Source organism: Klebsiella sp. WP8-S18-ESBL-06 (assembly GCF_014169755.1).
GTDB classification, from domain to species: domain Bacteria; phylum Pseudomonadota; class Gammaproteobacteria; order Enterobacterales; family Enterobacteriaceae; genus Kluyvera; species Kluyvera ascorbata_B.
Map to the genome: position 1 here is coordinate 3,690,604 of NZ_AP022256.1, position 18,875 is coordinate 3,709,478.

Annotated in this window: 16 protein-coding genes and 1 other annotated feature; of the genes, 6 read left to right on the top strand and 10 right to left on the bottom strand. The window is 55.4% G+C overall.

The window, feature by feature from the left end; all coding sequences use genetic code 11:
* Window positions 1-5: 5 nt before the first annotated feature.
* The 8 genes from hemH to H7R76_RS17690 form a co-directional block, all read right to left on the bottom strand.
* Complete coding sequence (gene hemH, locus H7R76_RS17655) at window positions 6-968, bottom strand: ferrochelatase (RefSeq protein WP_182965968.1); 963 nt, start codon at window positions 966-968, stop codon at window positions 6-8.
* Window positions 969-1,145: 177 nt separating this feature from the next.
* Entirely contained in the window at window positions 1,146-1,790 is a 645-nt protein-coding gene (gene adk, locus H7R76_RS17660) for an adenylate kinase (protein ID WP_182965970.1), read from the bottom strand.
* Window positions 1,791-2,021: 231 nt separating this feature from the next.
* Window positions 2,022-3,896, bottom strand: coding sequence for a molecular chaperone HtpG (htpG, locus tag H7R76_RS17665; protein WP_182929371.1), 1,875 nt, complete (start codon window positions 3,894-3,896; stop codon window positions 2,022-2,024).
* 107 nt (window positions 3,897-4,003) lie between these two features.
* Window positions 4,004-4,609: a recombination mediator RecR gene (recR, locus tag H7R76_RS17670; protein ID WP_106930556.1), complete on the bottom strand. Its 606-nt coding sequence runs from the start codon at window positions 4,607-4,609 to the stop codon at window positions 4,004-4,006.
* Window positions 4,609-4,938: a YbaB/EbfC family nucleoid-associated protein gene (locus tag H7R76_RS17675; protein WP_064548013.1), complete on the bottom strand. Its 330-nt coding sequence runs from the start codon at window positions 4,936-4,938 to the stop codon at window positions 4,609-4,611. Before H7R76_RS17675 ends, recR begins: the two co-directional genes overlap by 1 nt.
* Window positions 4,939-4,995: 57 nt before the next feature.
* Window positions 4,996-6,930: a DNA polymerase III subunit gamma/tau gene (dnaX, locus tag H7R76_RS17680; protein WP_182965972.1), complete on the bottom strand. Its 1,935-nt coding sequence runs from the start codon at window positions 6,928-6,930 to the stop codon at window positions 4,996-4,998.
* Window positions 5,602-5,666 (bottom strand) — a sequence feature (DnaX frameshifting element). Its footprint overlaps the gene before it by 65 nt.
* A gap of 92 nt (window positions 6,931-7,022) precedes the next feature.
* Window positions 7,023-7,574 carry an adenine phosphoribosyltransferase gene (gene apt, locus H7R76_RS17685; RefSeq protein WP_052283817.1) on the bottom strand — a complete coding sequence of 184 codons (552 nt, stop codon included), beginning with the start codon at window positions 7,572-7,574 and terminating at the stop codon, window positions 7,023-7,025.
* 149 nt (window positions 7,575-7,723) lie between these two features.
* Window positions 7,724-8,101 carry a DUF454 family protein gene (locus H7R76_RS17690; RefSeq protein ID WP_106930560.1) on the bottom strand — a complete coding sequence of 126 codons (378 nt, stop codon included), beginning with the start codon at window positions 8,099-8,101 and terminating at the stop codon, window positions 7,724-7,726.
* Window positions 8,102-8,168: 67 nt separating this feature from the next.
* Here H7R76_RS17690 and priC point away from each other — a divergent pair, with 67 nt between their 5' ends.
* A complete protein-coding gene (gene priC, locus H7R76_RS17695) occupies window positions 8,169-8,696 on the top strand; it encodes a primosomal replication protein N'' (protein ID WP_182965974.1) in 528 nt (175 codons plus the stop codon).
* Between the two features lie 10 nt (window positions 8,697-8,706).
* Window positions 8,707-8,868 carry a pleiotropic regulatory protein RsmS gene (gene rsmS, locus H7R76_RS17700; protein WP_106930564.1) on the top strand — a complete coding sequence of 54 codons (162 nt, stop codon included), beginning with the start codon at window positions 8,707-8,709 and terminating at the stop codon, window positions 8,866-8,868.
* A 122-nt stretch (window positions 8,869-8,990) separates the two neighbouring features.
* Here the strand turns inward: rsmS and mscK are convergent, their stop codons facing one another.
* Both mscK and acrR read right to left on the bottom strand, forming a co-directional pair.
* Window positions 8,991-12,341 (bottom strand): mechanosensitive channel MscK, encoded by a 3,351-nt coding sequence (gene mscK / locus H7R76_RS17705; RefSeq protein ID WP_182965976.1) that lies wholly within the window; start codon window positions 12,339-12,341, stop codon window positions 8,991-8,993.
* 126 nt (window positions 12,342-12,467) lie between these two features.
* Window positions 12,468-13,112, bottom strand: a complete 645-nt coding sequence (gene acrR, locus H7R76_RS17710; RefSeq protein WP_106930568.1) for a multidrug efflux transporter transcriptional repressor AcrR — start codon at window positions 13,110-13,112, stop codon at window positions 12,468-12,470.
* A 141-nt stretch (window positions 13,113-13,253) separates the two neighbouring features.
* On the opposite strand from acrR, the gene acrA reads away from it, so the two are divergent.
* The 4 genes from acrA to hha all read left to right on the top strand — a co-directional run bounded on the left by acrA (window position 13,254) and on the right by hha (window position 18,773).
* Complete coding sequence (acrA, locus tag H7R76_RS17715; RefSeq protein WP_106930570.1) at window positions 13,254-14,450, top strand: multidrug efflux RND transporter periplasmic adaptor subunit AcrA; 1,197 nt, start codon at window positions 13,254-13,256, stop codon at window positions 14,448-14,450.
* Between the two features lie 22 nt (window positions 14,451-14,472).
* Entirely contained in the window at window positions 14,473-17,619 is a 3,147-nt protein-coding gene (gene acrB, locus H7R76_RS17720; RefSeq protein WP_182929375.1) for a multidrug efflux RND transporter permease subunit AcrB, read from the top strand.
* A gap of 535 nt (window positions 17,620-18,154) precedes the next feature.
* Window positions 18,155-18,529: an Hha toxicity modulator TomB gene (gene tomB, locus H7R76_RS17725; RefSeq protein ID WP_106927922.1), complete on the top strand. Its 375-nt coding sequence runs from the start codon at window positions 18,155-18,157 to the stop codon at window positions 18,527-18,529.
* A 25-nt stretch (window positions 18,530-18,554) separates the two neighbouring features.
* Entirely contained in the window at window positions 18,555-18,773 is a 219-nt protein-coding gene (hha, locus tag H7R76_RS17730; RefSeq protein WP_064547995.1) for a hemolysin expression-modulating protein Hha, read from the top strand.
* The last annotated feature ends 102 nt before the right edge of the window (window positions 18,774-18,875 follow it).

Genomic DNA, 18,875 nt, shown 5'->3' on the forward strand with positions numbered 1-18,875 from the left:
GGCGATTAGCGATACGACGCGGTCAGATTCACCATCATCTCAATATGCGCATCATCATCATTAAGCGCGGGAATATACTCATACTGTTGCCCACCCGCCTCCAGGAACACTTCACGGTTCTGAACCGCTATTTCTTCCAGCGTTTCCAGGCAATCAGCAGAGAAGCCCGGGCACATCACCTGAATATGCTTCACGCCCTTTTCTCCGAGCATTTTCAGCGTCTCATCGGTATACGGCGTCAGCCACGGTTCACGGCCAAAGCGCGACTGGTAGGTCATCATCACCTTGTCCGGTGAAATACCCAGCGCGGAAACCAGCTCGCGGGTCGTGTCGCGACAGCGTTGCGGATAATCGTCGCCTTCATGCGCGTAGCGCTGCGGAATGCCGTGATAGGAAAGCAGCAGCAGATCCGGCTCGCCGTGGCGCGCGAACGATGCGCGTGCGCTAGCGGCCAGCGCCTCAATATAGCCGCGATCGGTAGCATAGTCGCGAATGAACGACACGCTCGGAATGGCGCGTTTGCTGGCCAGTATACGGGCGAGTTCATCCCATACGGCGGCCACGGTCGAACAGGAATACTGCGGGTAAAGCGGCAGCACGACAAGCTGATCGACGCCCTGTGCCAGCAGTTCATCCACGGCGCTTTGTAGCGACGGCGTGCCGTAGCTCATGCCCAGCGCCACCGGCACATCCGGCAGGCGTGCGGCCAGCGCGCGCTGCTGGCGACGGCTATAAACCATTAGCGGCGAGCCGTCTTCCATCCACACGGACTGATACAGCTTTGCTACCCTGGGCGCGCGAATAGGCAGAATCACGCCTCGCAGCAAAGGCCACCACAGCAAACGCGGCGTATCAACAACGCGCTTATCGCTTAAAAACTGTTTCAGATAGCGTTTAATGGCTTCAGACATGGGGGCATCGGGCGTCCCGAGGTTAACCAGCAGAATACCGGGTTTTTTATGATGCATTACCGCCTCTTATCGATTCAAATTGTTGATAATTGTAGCGGAAAAGCAGGGAAGAAAAACTAATTGCTGTGAGAGGTAAGGCGAGAATTTTTGCCTGATGGCGCTGCGCTTATCAGGCCTACAAAATAATCGTAGGCCGGATAAGGCATTTATGCCGCCATCCGGCACGCCTCGGTATTAGCCGAGGATTTTTTCCAGCTCTGCGCGAACGTCAGCCACGGCCTGAGTACCGTCAACTTTTGCGTACTGGGTGTTACCCGCCTGCGCTTCTTTAGAGTAGTAGCCGATCAGCGGCGCGGTCATCTGATGGTATTCCACCAGGCGCTTACGCACGGTCTCTTCCTGATCGTCTTTACGCGTGGTCAGCTCTTCGCCGGTCACGTCGTCTTTACCTTCAACCTTAGGCGGGTTGAATTTGATGTGGTAAACGCGGCCAGAAGCAGCGTGTACGCGACGGCCTACGATGCGGTCAACGATCAGTTCGTCCGGTACGTCGAATTCCAGCACGTAGTCAACGTTGATGCCCGCTTCTTTCATGGCGTCAGCCTGCGGAATAGTGCGCGGGAAGCCGTCCAGCAGGAAACCGTTGCGGCAGTCTTCCTGGGCGATGCGCTCTTTCACCAGCGCGATAACCAGCTCATCGGTCACCAGCTTACCGGCATCCATGATGTCTTTAGCCTTTTTGCCCAGCTCGCTGCCAGATTTAACGGCCGCGCGCAGCATATCACCGGTGGAGATTTGCGGAATGCCATATTTCTCCATGATGAACTGTGCCTGAGTTCCTTTACCCGCGCCAGGTGCGCCAAGCAGAATGATACGCATTGCGAAAATCCCCTCAAAGGTTGTCAATATTTTTTAAAAAGCGCTAAAAGATACCACCAACGCGGCATTGGCTCAAGGAAGCGGGCTACGCTGAAACGGTTAACGGTGGGAAAATTGATAATAAGGAGAGAAAATGCCGGATGGCGGTGTAAACACCTTATCCGGCCTACGATCGATGAGAAGCTGTAGGCCGGATAAGCGTTAGCGCCATCCGGCATTACATTATGGCTATCAGGACACCAGCAGCTGGTTCATACGGCGGATAAACTGGTTAGGATCTTCCAGCGTACCGCGCTCGGCGAACAGCGCCTGGTCAAGCAGCAGCTCAACCCACTCTTTAAACTGCTCGTCGTCCTGGGTATCGGCAGTGCGTTTCACCAGTACGTGATCCGGGTTCAGTTCAAAGATGTATTTCACTTCCGGCGCAGCCTGGCCCGCCGCGGCGAACAGTTTCGCCATCTGGGTGCTCATTTCGTCAGCATCGGTAGTGACAATCGCCGGCGTGTCGGTCAGACGATGGGTCAAACGCACTTCTTTCACGCGATCACCCAGCAGGGTTTTCACGCGTTCAACGAACGGCGTCAGCGCTTTTTCCGCTTCCTTCGCGCTTTCGTCGACTTCATCCGCCAGTTTGTCGATAGACTCGTCAGCTTTCGCCACTGACTGGAACGGTTTGCCGTCGAACTCGGTCAGGTAGTTCATCATCCACTCATCGATGCGGTCAGAAAGCAGCAGCACTTCGATGCCTTTCTTACGCAGCAGCTCCAGGTGCGGGCTGCTTTTCGCCGCGGCGTAGCTGTCGGCGGTGATGTAGTAGATTTTCTCCTGCCCTTCTTTCATACGCGAGACGTAGTCGGCCAGCGACACGCTCTGCTCGGAAGAGTCGGTATGGGTAGAAGCAAAGCGCAGCAGTTTGGCAATCGCTTCCTGATTACCGTGATCTTCCGCCGGGCCTTCTTTCAGTACCAGGCCAAACTGTTTCCAGAAGGTCAGGTATTTCTCGGCATCGTCTTTCGCCAGTTTTTCCAGCATTTGCAGCACGCGTTTGGTCAGCGCGTTGCGCAGATTTCGGGTGACGGTGCTGTCTTGCAGGATCTCACGTGAAACGTTCAGCGGCAGATCGTTGGAGTCTATCAGGCCGCGCACGAAGCGCAGGTAGTTCGGCATAAACTGTTCGGCATCGTCCATGATAAAGACGCGCTGCACGTACAGCTTCAGGCCGTGTTTATGATCGCGGTTCCACATATCCCACGGCGCCTGCGACGGGATATACAGCAGGCTGGTGTACTCCTGCTTCCCTTCCACACGGTTGTGGCTCCAGGTCAGCGGATCGGTAAAGTCATGGGCGATATGCTTGTAGAACTCTTTGTATTCGTCGTCGTTAAGCTCAGCTTTATTACGCGTCCACAGCGCCTGCGCTTTGTTGATTTTCTCCCAGGAGACAACGGTTTCACCGTCTTTCTCTTCGGATTTTTCAATTTCTACCGGCAGCGCGATATGGTCGGAATATTTGCTGATAATTGAACGCACGCGCCAGTCGTCGAGGAACTCGCTTTCGTCTTCACGCAGGTGCAGAGTAATTTCGGTGCCGCGGTCTTCTTTGGTGATGTCCGCGACGGTGTATTCACCTTCACCGGCAGATTCCCAGAACACGCCGTTTTCCGGCTTATCGCCCGCCGCACGGGTGCGCACGGTGACTTTATCCGCGACGATAAACGCCGAGTAGAAGCCGACGCCGAACTGGCCGATAAGCTGGCTGTCTTTCGCCTGGTCGGAGCCCATGGACTCGAGGAAGGCTTTGGTGCCGGATTTTGCGATAGTCCCCAGGTGGTCAATCACTTCGTCGCGGTTCATACCCACGCCGTTATCGGCGATGGTCAACGTACGCTTATCTTTATCGAAGGAGACGCGCACGCGCAGTTCGCCGTCGCCCTCATACAGATCCGGGTTGGACAGCGCGCGGAAGCGCAGCTTGTCGGCAGCATCTGAAGCGTTAGAGATAAGCTCACGCAGGAAAATTTCTTTATTGGAATACAGAGAATGGATCATCAGGTGCAGAAGCTGTTTTACTTCTGACTGAAAGCCACGTGTTTCTTGTCCTTTCATTGCAAAATACCTCAATGGTGATTACAAGGTAAAAAAAGCGATGAGAGGAAAATGGGGATGGGTAGCGAGAATTTCAAGCGAGAGCAGAAAATCCTGCTCTCGTTTGATTAAAAACGAATCTTATGGCGCCCGGCCAGAGAGTGCGACAGCGTGGTGCCGTCAACCATCTCCAGCTCGCCGCCAACCGGCACGCCGTGGGCGATACGGCTAGCATCAACGCCATACTGCGCGCACAGCTCGGCAATATAGTTGGCCGTGGCTTCCCCTTCCACCGTGGGGTTGGTGGCGAGAATGATTTCCGTGAGCTGCTCCGTTTCCAGACGTTGCTCCAGACGATCGAGGCCGATATCGTCCGGGCCGATGCCGTCGAGCGGCGACAGGTGGCCCATCAGCACGAAGTAGCGGCCGGAGAACTGCCCGGTCTGCTCAATGGCGTAAATGTCTGCCGGACTCTCCACCACGCAGATTTGGCCGTTTTCCTGGCGACGCGGGTTCGCACAGATATTGCACACGTCCTGTTCGGTGAAGGTGCGGCAATCAGCGCAGTGGCCGATTTCCGACATCGCACGCGTTAAGGACTGCGCCAGGCGCATTCCCCCGCTGCGATCGCGCTGCAGCAGGGTAAACGCCATGCGCTGCGCTGACTTCGGGCCAACGCCCGGCAGGCAGCGCAGCGCTTCCATCAGCTGAGTTAACAGCGGACTGGTTTGCATCAGAACGGCATCTTGAAGCCTGGCGGCAGCTGCATACCGGAGGATACAGAGGCCATTTTCTCTTTCTGGGTTTCATCAATACGGCGCGCCGCATCATTGAACGCCGCAGCGACGAGATCTTCCAGCATCTCTTTGTCGTCTTCCAGCAGGCTTGGGTCGATTTCAACGCGACGGCAGTTATGCGCGCCGTTGATGGTCACTTTGACCAGACCTGCGCCAGATTCGCCGGTGACTTCCAGCTGGGCGATTTCTTCCTGCATTTTCTGCATTTTGTCTTGCATCTGCTGGGCCTGTTTCATCAGGTTACCCAGACCGCCTTTACCAAACATAGGCTTCTCTCTCAGTAGGTCACGTTAAAAAATACCGACCGTAAGCGCGGCTTGCGGTCAAATGGGGCGGATACTTTCTTCATCCAGGTCCGCGTCGAAGAATCGGCGCAGGGTCTGGATGTTATTATCCGCGATAATCGACTCGCGCGCCTGCGCGAGCTTCTCTTCATAAATGGCCTGTCGCCACTCCAGCGGCGTACGCACCGCCGGATTATCATCTTCCACGATGGTCAATTCAACAGGCTCGCCGTATAAAGTGGCCATCGCTTCGGCCAGCTTCTGCTTCGCGCCAGGTGAATTAAGGTGCCGCTGCGTGGGGCGAAGATGCAGGCATACGGCGTTACCGTTCTGCTCTTTCCACGCGTTGAGCGCCACCTGCTCGACCAGCTTTGGCAGCGCCATCTGGCTGACTTCCGCTGCCCAGGGGTCGCGCGCTAATGATTCCGCCGCCAGCTTCGCCGACAGTTCCGGCGTTTTTTCGTGCTCCAGCGCTTTTTTCAGCGCCTTCGGGGTGGCGACTTCCTCTTTTTTTACCTCTGCAACCGGCGTGGTCGCTTTCCAGCGATAAGCCTCTTTTTTCGCCGCCGGTTGGGTCAACGCGGACGGTGCCGGGCGTGCCTGAACGCGTTCGGACACCGAAGCCAGTCTTTCCAGCGCAGCGTTATTCACCGGCCGCGCGCGGGAAGCGGCTGCCGGTTCACTCTTTTTTGGGGTGGTTGCTCCCTGACTGCTCTGCTGCAACTGACGTCGCGCGGCCAGCACCTGATTAGTGGAATCTGGCAACGGCGCGGCCGCAGGCGGCGGCGTCATCGGTGCGGCAGAAGGCATTGGCGCGGGCTGTTGCGTCACAGGTGCATAGGCAGGCGCAAACGTCTGCTGCGGCCTTTCCGGCTCCGGCAGAGGCGCATTCGGATGAAATGCCAATGCGCGCAGCAGCGTCATTTCAATGCCCATACGCCTGTCCGGCGCGTACGGCAGCTCTTTTCGGCCAATCAGTAGCGTCTGGTAGTACAGCTGCACGTCGGTCGGCGGCACGGTGCGCGCCAGGTTGCGCATCCGCTGTTCAATGGCCGCCATATCGCTACCCAGTGCCGCAGGCGACAGCTGAACCATCGCGATACGGTGCAGCAGGCTCTGCATTTCAACCAGCAGCGCCTCCCAGTCAACGCCTCGCAGCGCGGCCTCGTTGACCAGCGCCATCGTCCGCTCGCCGTCGGCGACCACCAGCGCTTCAATGAGTGACAGCGCCTGGTCGTCGTCCAGGGTACCGAGCATCTCACTGACGGAGACGGTCGTTAGCTGGCCTTCGCCGCTGGCAATCGCCTGATCGGTGAGGCTTAAGGCGTCACGCAGGCTGCCATCCGCCGCACGCGCCAGCAGCTGCAGGGCGCGAGGCTCGTGGGCGATATGCTCTTCATCGAGGATATGTTCAAGCTGATGACGAATCTGCTCAACGTCCAGCGCCTTCAGGTGGAACTGCAGGCAGCGCGACAGAATAGTCACCGGCAGCTTTTGCGGATCGGTCGTCGCCAGCAGGAATTTGACGTGCGCAGGCGGCTCCTCCAGCGTCTTCAACAGCGCGTTGAAGCTGTGGCGGGAGAGCATGTGCACTTCATCGATGAGATACACCTTAAAGCGGCCGCGCGCGGGCGCGTACTGGACGTTATCCAGCAGGTCGCGGGTATCTTCAACTTTGGTTCGCGAGGCGGCATCGATCTCAATTAAGTCGACGAAACGCCCCTGTTCAATTTCGCGGCAGTTATCACACACGCCGCACGGCGTGGCGGTAATGCCGGTTTCGCAGTTCAGCCCCTTCGCCAGCAAACGGGCGATAGAGGTTTTCCCGACGCCACGGGTGCCGGAAAAGAGATATGCGTGATGAATGCGCCCTAACGATAAGCCGTTCGCCAGTGCGGTCAGCACATGTTCCTGGCCGACGACGTCAGCAAAGGTTTGTGGGCGCCATTTTCGGGCTAAGACCTGATAACTCATTGGCAGGCTCTGAAACGCTGGAAGGTGGATTCACGAGGGGGTAATGCTACCACAGCCCCGCCGGATCGGCGAGGCCATGTATCGGGAAATGCTTAGTGACCCGGGAAATTCACCAGACTGTAGCTGGTGATACCCTGTTTTTCCAGGCGCTGTTCGCCGCCCAGATCGAACAGGTTGATGATGAAGGCCGCATCGTGCACTTCGCCACCCAGACGGCGGATCAATTTAACCGTCGCTTCGATAGTCCCGCCGGTAGCCAGCAGATCGTCAACCACCAGAACTTTGTCGCCCGGTTTGATTGCATCAACGTGGATTTCCAGCTGATCGGTGCCGTACTCCAGTTCATAGCTTTCGGCGATCGTTTCGCGCGGCAGCTTGCGCGGTTTGCGCACCGGGACAAAACCTACGCCCATTGCCAGCGCAACAGGTGCACCAAACAGGAAACCACGCGCTTCGGTACCCACCACTTTGGTAATACCGGCGTCTTTGTATTTCTCAACCAGCAATTCAATGCTGAGCGCGTAGGCTTTCGGGTCTTCCAGTAAGCTGGTGACATCGCGGAAAAGAATGCCAGGTTTCGGATAATCCTGGATGCTCTGGATGCTGTTTTTCAGATATTCAAGCTGCTGTGCAGTTGCGGTCATAGGTTTGTGCCTGATTGAAACAGTGTTACTCAAGGCGAGCAAAATGGGTTAAAAGCAACAATTGGATAACTTTTAACCAGGCGCGCCTGTGCTCGAAAACGCCAGAATTTACTGGCTAGCTCGCAGAAATGCAACACCATTAATGCGCTTCATGACTTTTGTTGTTCTGCATCAACCACCGGGATTCGCCAAAGAAAAACCAGCAACCCGGCGAGGATCATCAGCAGCAGCACGCGCACCCACGTCATCTCCACCAGCCACAGAGAAACGCCAAACGTCAGCAAAATCACCGCGATGGCGCGCGGTTTGGCCCCCGGCGGCATCGCCTTATAGCGCTGCCAGTGGCGCAGGTAGCCGCCAAACCAGGAGCGATAAAGCAGCCAGTGATGGAAGCGCGGCGACGAGCGCGCAAAGCACCAGGCAGCCAGCAGAATAAATGGCGTCGTCGGCAGCAGCGGCAGAACCACCCCGATGGTGCCGAGGGCTACCGCCAGCCAGCCAATAATGATTAAAATAGTACGCTGCATAATGCGAATCGTTATCAAATGAGTCTGCTACTGTAGCATAGCCGATAACAAGAAAACGGAGAATCCGGTGAAAACGGCCCTGCTTTTACAAACGCTGGAACAACAGCTTGCGCGGCTTCAGACGCGCATTGCGCCCCTTGCTGCGCACGCCATGCTGAGCGCGCGCTTTGACCGCCAGCTTTTCCAGACGCGCAGCACCAGAATGCAGGCCTACCTCGATGAAGCCCAAGCGCATTTTGAGGAGCTTAAGCACGCCGTTGATCGGCAGCAGCTGCCGCAGGTCGCCTGGCTCGCCGAACGCCTGGCGGCGCAAATTGAGGCCATCAGCCGCGAGAGCGAAGCCTGGTCACTGCGCATGTGGGATAGCCCCTCACCCGGCCTGCGCCGCTGGCAGCGTAAAAGGCTGGAAACGCAGGAGTTTGAACGTCGTCTGCTGGAGATGAAGCAGCAGCGCCAGCAGCAATATCAGCAGGCTACAACGCTTGAGGATCAGCAGCGTCTGGCGCGCGAAATCACTGCCTTTGACGGTCGCCTTACCCGCTGCCGCCAGGCGCTCGAGGAAATTGAACGAATACTGGCGCGTATCGCGCGCTAGAGGAGAAGCTATGTCGCTGGAAAATGCGCCCGATGACGTCAAGCTAGCGGTCGATTTGATCGAACTGCTGGAGAGCAACCATATCGCCCCGGAAATTGTGCTCAGCGCGCTGGAGATGGTGCGCAAAGATTACATCAACAAGCTGAAAAGCCGCCCGGACGAAGCGCCATAGCGCCAACGCCAGGCAGCAAGGGAACAACAGCTAGCCCGATCCGCAGGCCGGATAAGACGATGCCGCCATGCGGCAATATACGGCGGCGCGCCTGATGGCGCAGCGCTTATCCGGCCTACCGATTAATCAGCAATCAAGTCTTTGCCGTCATTTTTACTGTCGCGCTTCACTTCCGTCACTTCATCGCCCTTCTCGTTGTGCAGGTGCACTTCCAGCTGGTTAAAGGCAATGTTGATGTCGTTTTCGCGGCACAGACGGTCGATTGTGCGGTTCAGTTCGTCAACGGTGTAGCTGCGATCGCGCAGTTCACGTACGTACAGACGCAGTTCGTGATCGAGGGTGCTGGCGCCGAAGGCGGTAAAGAACACCAAAGGCTCCGGATCGTGCATCACTTTCGGATGTTCCATCGCCGCTTTGAGCAGCACCTCTTTCACCTTGGTCAGATCCGATCCGTAGGCCACGCCAAGACGGATCACCACGCGGGTGATGGTATCGCTCAGAGACCAGTTGATCAGCCGTTCGGTGACGAAGGCCTTGTTCGGGATGATCACTTCTTTACGGTCAAAGTCGGTGATGGTGGTCGCGCGAATACGGATCTTGCTAACCGTCCCGGAGAAGGTGCCAATGGTCACGGTATCGCCAATACGTACCGGGCGTTCGAACAGAATAATCAGGCCGGACACAAAGTTACCGAAAATCTCCTGCAGGCCGAAACCTAAACCAACCGACAGCGCGGCGGCCAGCCATTGCAGTTTATCCCACGATACCCCCAACGAGCCGAATACGGTCATTGCGCCCACGGCGATAATCACGTAGTTCAGGATCGTGGTGATGGCATACGACGCCCCCTGACGCATATTCAGCCGTGAGAGCACCAGCACTTCCAGCAGACCCGGTAAGTTACGAATCAACGCCCAGGCGACCATTGAAGCGATAATGGCAAACAGCAAACTGCCCATGGTGACATTTTTCACCACGCTGGCCCCGGCCTCGGTGCCGTTGTAGTGCCACAGGGTGATGCTGTCGAGGTAGCTAAAGACGGTGATTAAGTCAGACCAGATGGCCCAGAACATCACGCCAAACAGCGCCACCATCACCAGCATGGTGATACGCAGCGTCTGCTGGTTGATCTGCTCCAGGGCAATCGCGGGTTCTTCCTGCGGTTCGGCCCCTTCGGCCCCCTCCTTCACCAGATTCTGACGACGGGCGACCGCGCGGCGATAGGCGATACGACGCGCCGCCACGCTTAATCCGCGCAGGACCGTCTGGTACAGCAGGTTCCAGAAAATAACCAGGTAGACGGTTTCAATCCAACGACCGGACAGACGCAGGGTGGTATAGAAGTAGCCGGTGGCGGTCAGCACCATCAGCCCCACTGGCACCAGCGCCAGCACGGTCATGGTGATCAGACGCAGGCTATGCGACTCTTTGTCACGCCAGCTTTCGCGGCACATTGGCCACATCAGTGCCGTAATCACCAGCAGGTTAAGCAGAATAACAAACTGCCCCAGCACATCGTCCATCAGGTTCAGCGGCGAAAGTTCAGACACCACTGACCAGAAATGCAGCGGCAGCAGCGCCAGGCTGATACGCACAATTTGACGACGCCAGTGGCTGGTGAGCTGCTCTGGCATATTAAAGTGCCGCACGGCCACGCCGTTTTTCTCCAGCACTTTCCAGCACAGACCGAACACCAGCCAGTACATGGCCAGTTTTTTCGAAAACGCCCACAGCAGTGCGCTGATATTGAGCTGCATGGTCAGCAGGATCAGGCCGACCGCCAGAATCAGCAGCACCACAGGCAGCGCGCGAATAAGATCGATGAAGATGGCCTTTGGCGTGTGCATCTGGCTATCGTTACGCAGATTACCCACCTGGTCGCCCAGCTTATCCTGGTAATTGCGCAGCCACTGTAGCCGCCAGCGTATCAGCCCGGCAATCAACAACAGCGGCAGCCCCGCAAGGAAGGCGATAAACACCGCGGGCCACGCTTTCTCCCAGTTGACGGTGATTTTCATCGACTTAAACTGATCTTTCAGCGCTTCCGGGAACGATTTAATCCAGTCCCAGTCCATCGGTTTGTTGCTGTTTACCCAGAAGATTTGCTGGGTAAGGATTGATTTCAGGCTTTTCGATACGCTCATCAACTGCTGTTGGTTAATTTGCAGGTTGATGGCCATCATCAGTTGGCTACCCAACTGCTTGTTGATCAGGTCGAGCATCTCGCGGCGCGCATCAACAATTTGCAGCAGCGCGTCGTGCACTTCGCTGTCGACTTCGCTGCTGTGCCCCTCTTCCAGCTTCGCAACGAAATCGTCGCTCTGGAACAGGGCATCACGCTGCTGGTTGATCTCAAACTGCTCAAGACGCAGGTCGGCGATGCGGGTGGTCATATCCTCCAGCTCGTCGGCCGACGGTAGCGTCTGCTGCTGCTGGTAGAGAATACGCGACAGCAGCAGGCTCCCCTTCAGTACGGCAATTTGCTCTTTCACGTTACGTTCAGACTGCAGGGCGCGGTCAAGCCAGGTTTTCACCTTAATATTTTGCTGCACCAGCTGGTTGCCGCTTTCAGTGGCGGTAATCAGTTTCTGACTTAGCTGGTGGTTAATTTCCAGCTCCTGCTTCACCAGCGGATTGCCCTGAATACGGGCGGTCTCTTCCGGCGAGGCGGTTTCGGCGGCCGTTTTTTCCGATAGCGTGAGACGCTTGCTGCTCACGGCCTCCTGCAACAGCTGAAGCTGATGTTCAAGACGGTTGCTGTAGGCGGTCACATAGTCGCGCTGCTTTTGCAGCGTATCCTGCAGCACGGTGTTCCCCGCAAGGCTCTTACGCTGCAGTTCAATTTCGGCATCCAGCAGCGATTTTTGCACCAGCAGTTTGGCCTGCTCCGTGGGGCGCAGCGCATCGCCGACGGTGCTGCCGTTGAGGCTGTTGCGCACCTGCAGCAGCTGCTGCGAGGCCGCGTTCATCGAGTTCTGGACGCGCTCGGGCTGGGTTTGTAGTGAGACCAGTTGGCTGTTGTAAGTCGCGAGATCGTTTTGCGCATTTTGCAGATCGTCAACCGACTGGGAAACTCGAGCTTCCAGCTGGCGCAGCGAGAGCGTGCTCAGCGTCTTGCGCGTTTCATCGTCATTGTCGACGTCGCTCAGGGCGTTGAGATTATCGGTCGCCTGGCGCAGCTTCATCGGCGCCTGATCGATCTGCTTTTGCAGTGCTGTCGATTCCGCCTTCACCGCGTCGATTTTATCGAGAAGTTGCAGGGTTTCCGTGAGATCCTGTTGTACCAGCTTATCTTGCGGCGTCAGGTCTTTCTTATTATTGAGGGCGGTCAGCTGATCCTGGACATCGGCGCGGTCAGGAATATCATTGCCGTTAATCGCGCGCGCCTGCGCCGCGGCCATCGTAAACAGAAAGCAGACAGCAATAATGATAAATGCGGAAATCGTGCCCCGTGGGCGGATATTATGCAGCATAATGTTAACGTGAGTGGTTGTTAAAGCCGGTGAAGAACCGGGGATAAACGCCCGCGCAGAATAGCACTTCTGGGTACAGGCGAACAGTCAGAGACGCCAGGATTATTCCTGGTAATAAGCCCGTGATTAAGGCTGTGTTTCGGCGCGCAGCGTTGGGCAAAATTGATACATTTCGAGCAGGATAGCGACATAAGCCTGCGCTTCGCCGCGCAGGTCAAAGGAGTCGGGCGCAAATAGCCAGTTTTCCATCAGCCCGGAAATATAGCTGCGGGTCAAAATGGCCGCCCGACGGCTGAGCAGATTGGTCGGTAATACCCCGGCGATGACACAGTCATTTAACGTCTGTTCAATGCGATCGTAACTTTCCAAACATAAACTCCGCTGTGCCTGTTGCACAACGGCCATTTCGCCGACAAACTCACATTTGTGATAAATAATTTCCGTCATCAGGCGTCGGCGTTCTTCGATAACGGTCGCTTCCAGAATGTAAACCAGTATTTCCCTCAAAACTGAGAGTGGATCACCTGGGAATTTTGCCCGATACTCAATCTCAAGATCGCTAATACTGGACTCTGATAACACCCAGATTTCGTTAAAGAGATCCGACTTATCCTTGAAATGCCAGTAGATTGCGCCACGCGTCACCCCGGCCGCTTTTGCAATCTCGGCAAGTGAGGTAGATGATACCCCCTGCTGCGAAAACAACCGTAGGGCGACATCCAGTATGTGCTGACGCGTAGCTTGCGCTTGTTCTTTGGTTTTTCGTGCCATAGGTCGGTGAAATTGCAGGGGTTAGATTTACATACATTTATGAATGTATGTACCATAGTATGACGATAATACAAGCGCAGCAATGGGTTTGTGACGCTTGCTTCATTGATCAATTTGAAATCGGACACTCGAGGTTTACATATGAACAAAAACAGAGGGTTAACGCCTCTGGCGGTCGTTCTGATGCTCTCAGGCAGCTTAGCGCTAACAGGATGTGACGACAAACCAGCTCAGCAAGGAGCACAACACGCACCAGAAGTTGGCGTCGTGACGCTCAAATCTGAACCTCTTGTAATCACGACGGAACTGCCGGGCCGCACCAGCGCCTTCCGCATTGCAGAAGTACGCCCGCAGGTCAGCGGTATTATTCTGAAGCGCAACTTTACGGAAGGGGGTGAAATCACCGCCGGTGAGTCGCTTTATCAGATTGATCCAGCAACGTATCAGGCATCTTACGAAAGCGCCAAAGGTGATTTAGCCAAAGCGCAGGCCGCGGCCAACATCGCAAAGCTGACCGTGAATCGTTACTCCAAACTGTTGGGTACGCAGTACATCAGCAAACAGGATTACGATACGGCTGTTGCCGATGCGCAGCAGGCTAACGCTGCGGTAGTCGCTGCCAAAGCGGCGGTAGAAACCGCACGTATCAACCTGGCTTATACCAAAGTGACCTCCCCGATCAGCGGGCGCATTGGCAAATCTTCGGTTACCGAGGGCGCGCTGGTGCAGAACGGGCAAGCTACCGCGCTGGCAACCGTTCAGCAGTTGGACCCTATCTATGTTGACGTTACCCAGTCCAGCAACGACTTCCTGCGCCTTAAGCAGGAGCTGGCGGACGGCAAGCTGAAACAGGAAAACGGCAAAGCGAAAGTGGATCTTGTGACCAATGACGGCATCAAATATCCGCAGAGCGGCACCTTAGAGTTCTCTGATGTGACCGTTGATCAGACCACCGGTTCTATCACGCTGCGCGCTATTTTCCCGAACCCAGACCATACGCTGCTGCCGGGCATGTTCGTTCGCGCACGTCTGGAAGAAGGGACCAACCCGAACGCGCTGCTGGTTCCGCAACAGGGCGTGACCCGTACGCCGCGCGGCGATGCGAGCGCGCTGGTTGTTGGCGCTGATGATAAAGTCGAAACCCGCCAGATTGTTGCCGCACAGGCCATTGGCGACAAATGGCTGGTCACCGAAGGACTGAAGGATGGCGATCGCGTCATTATTACCGGTCTGCAAAAAGTGAAACCGGGCGTGCAGGTCAAAGCGCAGGAAGTCACTTCTGACGACAAACAGCAAGCCGCAGCGGGCGCTGCTCAGTCAGAACAAACCAAGTCTTAACTTAAACAGGAGCCGTTAAGACATGCCTAATTTCTTTATCGATCGCCCCATATTTGCGTGGGTGATCGCCATCATTATCATGCTGGCAGGGGGGCTATCGATCCTCAAGTTGCCGGTAGCGCAATATCCGACGATTGCGCCGCCAGCAATTTCGATCACGGCCATGTACCCCGGTGCTGACGCCGAAACGGTGCAGAACACAGTAACTCAGGTTATCGAACAGAACATGAACGGTATCGATCACCTGATGTACATGTCCTCCAACGGCGACTCCACCGGTACCGCAACCATTACCCTGACCTTCGAATCCGGTACCGATCCGGATATCGCGCAGGTTCAGGTGCAGAACAAACTCGCGCTGGCCACTCCACTGCTGCCGCAAGAAGTTCAGCAGCAGGGTATTAGCGTTGAGAAAGCGTCCAGCAGCTTCCTGATGGTTGTCGGTGTTATCAACACCAACGGCACCATGAACCAGGACGATATCTCGGACTACGTGGCAGCGAACATGAAGGACGCCATTAGCCGTACCAGCGGCGTGGGCGACGTTCAGCTGTTTGGTTCCCAGTACGCGATGCGTATCTGGATGGACCCGAACAAACTGAACAACTTCCAGCTGACGCCGGTTGACGTGATCGCCGCGCTGAAAGCACAGAACGCCCAGGTGGCGGCCGGTCAGTTAGGCGGTACGCCGCCGGTGAAAGGCCAGCAGCTGAACGCCTCTATCGTGGCGCAAACCCGTCTGACCAACACCGAGCAGTTTGGCAACATCCTGCTGAAGGTGAACCAGGACGGCTCGCAGGTTCGCCTGCGCGACGTCGCCAAGATTGAGCTCGGCGGCGAGAGCTACGACGTTATCGCGAAGTTTAACGGCCAGCCGGCTTCCGGCCTGGGGATTAAACTGGCGACCGGCGCCAACGCCCTGGACACCGCGAGCGCCATTCGCGCTGAACTGGCAAAAATGGAGCCGTTCTTCCCGTCAGGGATGAAAATCGTTTATCCGTATGACACCACCCCGTTCGTTAAGATCTCAATTCACGAAGTGGTGAAAACGCTGGTCGAAGCGATCATTCTGGTGTTCCTGGTGATGTATCTGTTCCTGCAGAACTTCCGCGCGACGCTTATCCCAACGATCGCGGTGCCGGTGGTACTGCTCGGGACCTTTGCGGTGCTGGCGGCATTCGGCTTCTCGATAAACACGCTGACCATGTTCGGGATGGTGCTTGCCATCGGCCTGTTGGTGGATGACGCCATCGTCGTCGTAGAGAACGTCGAGCGCGTCATGGCGGAAGAAGGTCTGCCGCCAAAAGAAGCGACGCGTAAATCAATGGGCCAGATTCAGGGGGCGCTGGTTGGTATCGCGATGGTCCTGTCCGCGGTGTTCATCCCGATGGCCTTCTTCGGCGGTTCTACCGGGGCAATCTATCGCCAGTTCTCCATCACTATCGTGTCCGCGATGGCGCTGTCGGTACTGGTTGCGTTGATCCTGACGCCGGCGCTCTGCGCCACCATGCTGAAGCCAATCGAAAAAGGCAGCCACGGCGCAACCACCGGGTTCTTCGGCTGGTTCAACCGGATGTTTGAGAAGAGCACGCACCACTACACCGATAGCGTAGGCAATATTCTGCGCAGCACCGGTCGTTATTTGCTGCTGTATCTGATCATCGTCGTCGGCATGGCGTTTTTGTTTGTACGTCTGCCAAGCTCCTTCCTGCCGGACGAAGACCAGGGCGTATTCCTGAGCATGGCGCAGCTGCCTGCCGGTGCGACCCAGGAACGTACGCAGAAAGTGCTGGATGAGATGACCAACTACTATCTCACCAAAGAGAAAGACAACGTTGAGTCCGTCTTCGCCGTAAACGGCTTCGGTTTCGCGGGTCGCGGCCAGAACACCGGTATCGCGTTCGTCTCGCTGAAGGACTGGAGTCAACGTCCGGGCGCCGAGAACAAAGTGGAAGCGATCACCGGCCGTGCAATGGGCTACTTCTCACAGATTAAAGATGCGATGGTGTTCGCCTTTAACCTGCCGGCGATTGTAGAACTGGGTACGGCAACCGGCTTTGACTTCCAGCTGATTGATCAGGCGGGTCTGGGTCACGAAAAACTGACGCAGGCGCGTAACCAACTGTTCGGCATGATTGCCCAGCACCCTGACGTGCTGACCGGCGTGCGTCCTAACGGTCTGGAAGATACGCCGCAGTTCAAAATCGACATCGATCAGGAAAAAGCCCAGGCGCTGGGTGTTTCTATCAGTGACATCAATACCACGCTGGGCACGGCCTGGGGCGGTAGCTACGTCAACGACTTCATCGACCGCGGTCGTGTGAAGAAGGTGTATCTGATGTCCGAAGCGAAATACCGTATGCTGCCAGAAGATATTGGTAAGTGGTACGTTCGCGGCAGCGATGGTCAGATGGTGCCGTTCTCGGCCTTCTCCAGCTCGCGCTGGGAATACGGTTCGCCGCGTCTGGAACGTTACAACGGTCTGCCGTCCATGGAAATCCTGGGCCAGGCAGCCGAAGGTAAGAGTACCGGTGAGGCAATGAGCCTGATGGAAGAGCTGGCGGGTAAACTGCCCGCGGGTATCGGCTACGACTGGACGGGCATGTCCTATCAGGAACGCCTCTCCGGCAACCAGGCCCCTGCCCTGTACGCGATTTCGCTGATCGTCGTCTTCCTGTGTCTGGCCGCACTGTATGAGAGCTGGTCTATTCCGTTCTCGGTCATGCTGGTGGTTCCGCTGGGGGTTGTCGGTGCGCTGCTGGCCGCAACGCTGCGCGGTCTGACCAACGACGTGTACTTCCAGGTAGGCCTGTTGACCACCATCGGTCTCTCGGCGAAAAACGCCATCTTGATCGTCGAGTTCGCCAAAGACCTGATGGATAAAGAAGGTAAAGGGCTTATCGAAGCAACGCTGGAAGCCGTACGTATGCGTCTGCGTCCTATCCTGATGACCTCGCTGGCCTTTATCCTCGGCGTTATGCCGCTGGTTATCAGCTCTGGCGCGGGCTCCGGTGCGCAGAACGCCGTAGGTACCGGCGTAATGGGCGGGATGGTAACAGCGACCGTGCTGGCTATCTTCTTTGTCCCGGTGTTCTTCGTCGTGGTTCGTCGTCGTTTCAGCCGTAAGAACGAAGACATTGAGCACAGCCACAAGGTTGAGCATCACTAAAAACGTCTTACCTCAAGGGCCGCACATGCGGCCCTTTTTTTTATATCGCCATCACCCGCCGCCATCGATTGATTACTATTTAATCATTTATTAATAAATGAAACTATTACTCCCCTTTGATAATAAAAATAGCCTTAACCACGCCAATACTAGAATTAAGATTTTTCTTTAATTTATTTTGCATCATTTTCTTAATGAGTATTTACTCAATGATTTTAGGATTATTCCTAGTCAAGCCTAAGAACTTTCCACACATCACCGCGGTCAAAGCTATGAAACCTGCATTTTTCACCCGCCGTTTCTATGCAGAAACAAGATGTTAGCTTTTATGTTCAGTCTTATGGGTGAGAGCAGAAAAAATTTAACCCTCTGAGATTTAATTGTAATTTTTCGTAATAGCGCGATGAAATCTTTTGCGCAGTGGATTATAGTTACAACAGATCGGGAACACGTGCATGTTTCAGGTTTGCCAGCAGTACCATCCCGCACCGGTATTTGTTACTCGTTGTCTGTACTACGAACAGGGGGATGCGTTATGGACGAATACTCACCAAAAAGACATGATATCGCACAGCTTAAGTTTCTCTGCGAAACCCTGTATCATGATTGTCTTGCCACGCTCGAAGAGAGTAACCATGGCTGGGTGAACGATCCCACCTCGGCGGTTAACCTGCAGCTTAATGAGCTGATAGAACATATAGCAACGTTCGCACTTAATTATAAAATTAAGTACGACGAAGATAATAAACTGATTGCACAGATTGACGAATATCTGGATGATACTTTTATGTTATTCAGTAACTACGGCATTAATAGCGTCGACCTGCAAAAATGGCGGAAGTCAGGGAACAAACTCTTCCGTTGTTTTGTCAATGCGAGCCGCGCCAACCCCGTCAGTCTTTCTTGTTAAAATTATTACAATCAATGGGTGAATTATGTCTGATAAACCACTAACTAAAACTGATTATTTGATGCGCCTGCGACGCTGCCAGTCTATTGACACGCTCGAACGCGTAATTGAAAAAAATAAATATGAGCTGTCCGACAATGAACTGGCGGTATTTTACTCAGCGGCCGATCATCGTCTGGCTGAACTGACCATGAATAAACTCTACGATAAGATCCCTTCAACCGTGTGGAAGTACATTCGCTAATTTCTTTTTTCGTGCGCGACTCTCCTCTGGATACGATTAGATTCTGTGAATAGCGTCACAGCGATGCCATGGGAACGTTCCCAAATCATGTATCACCTTTTA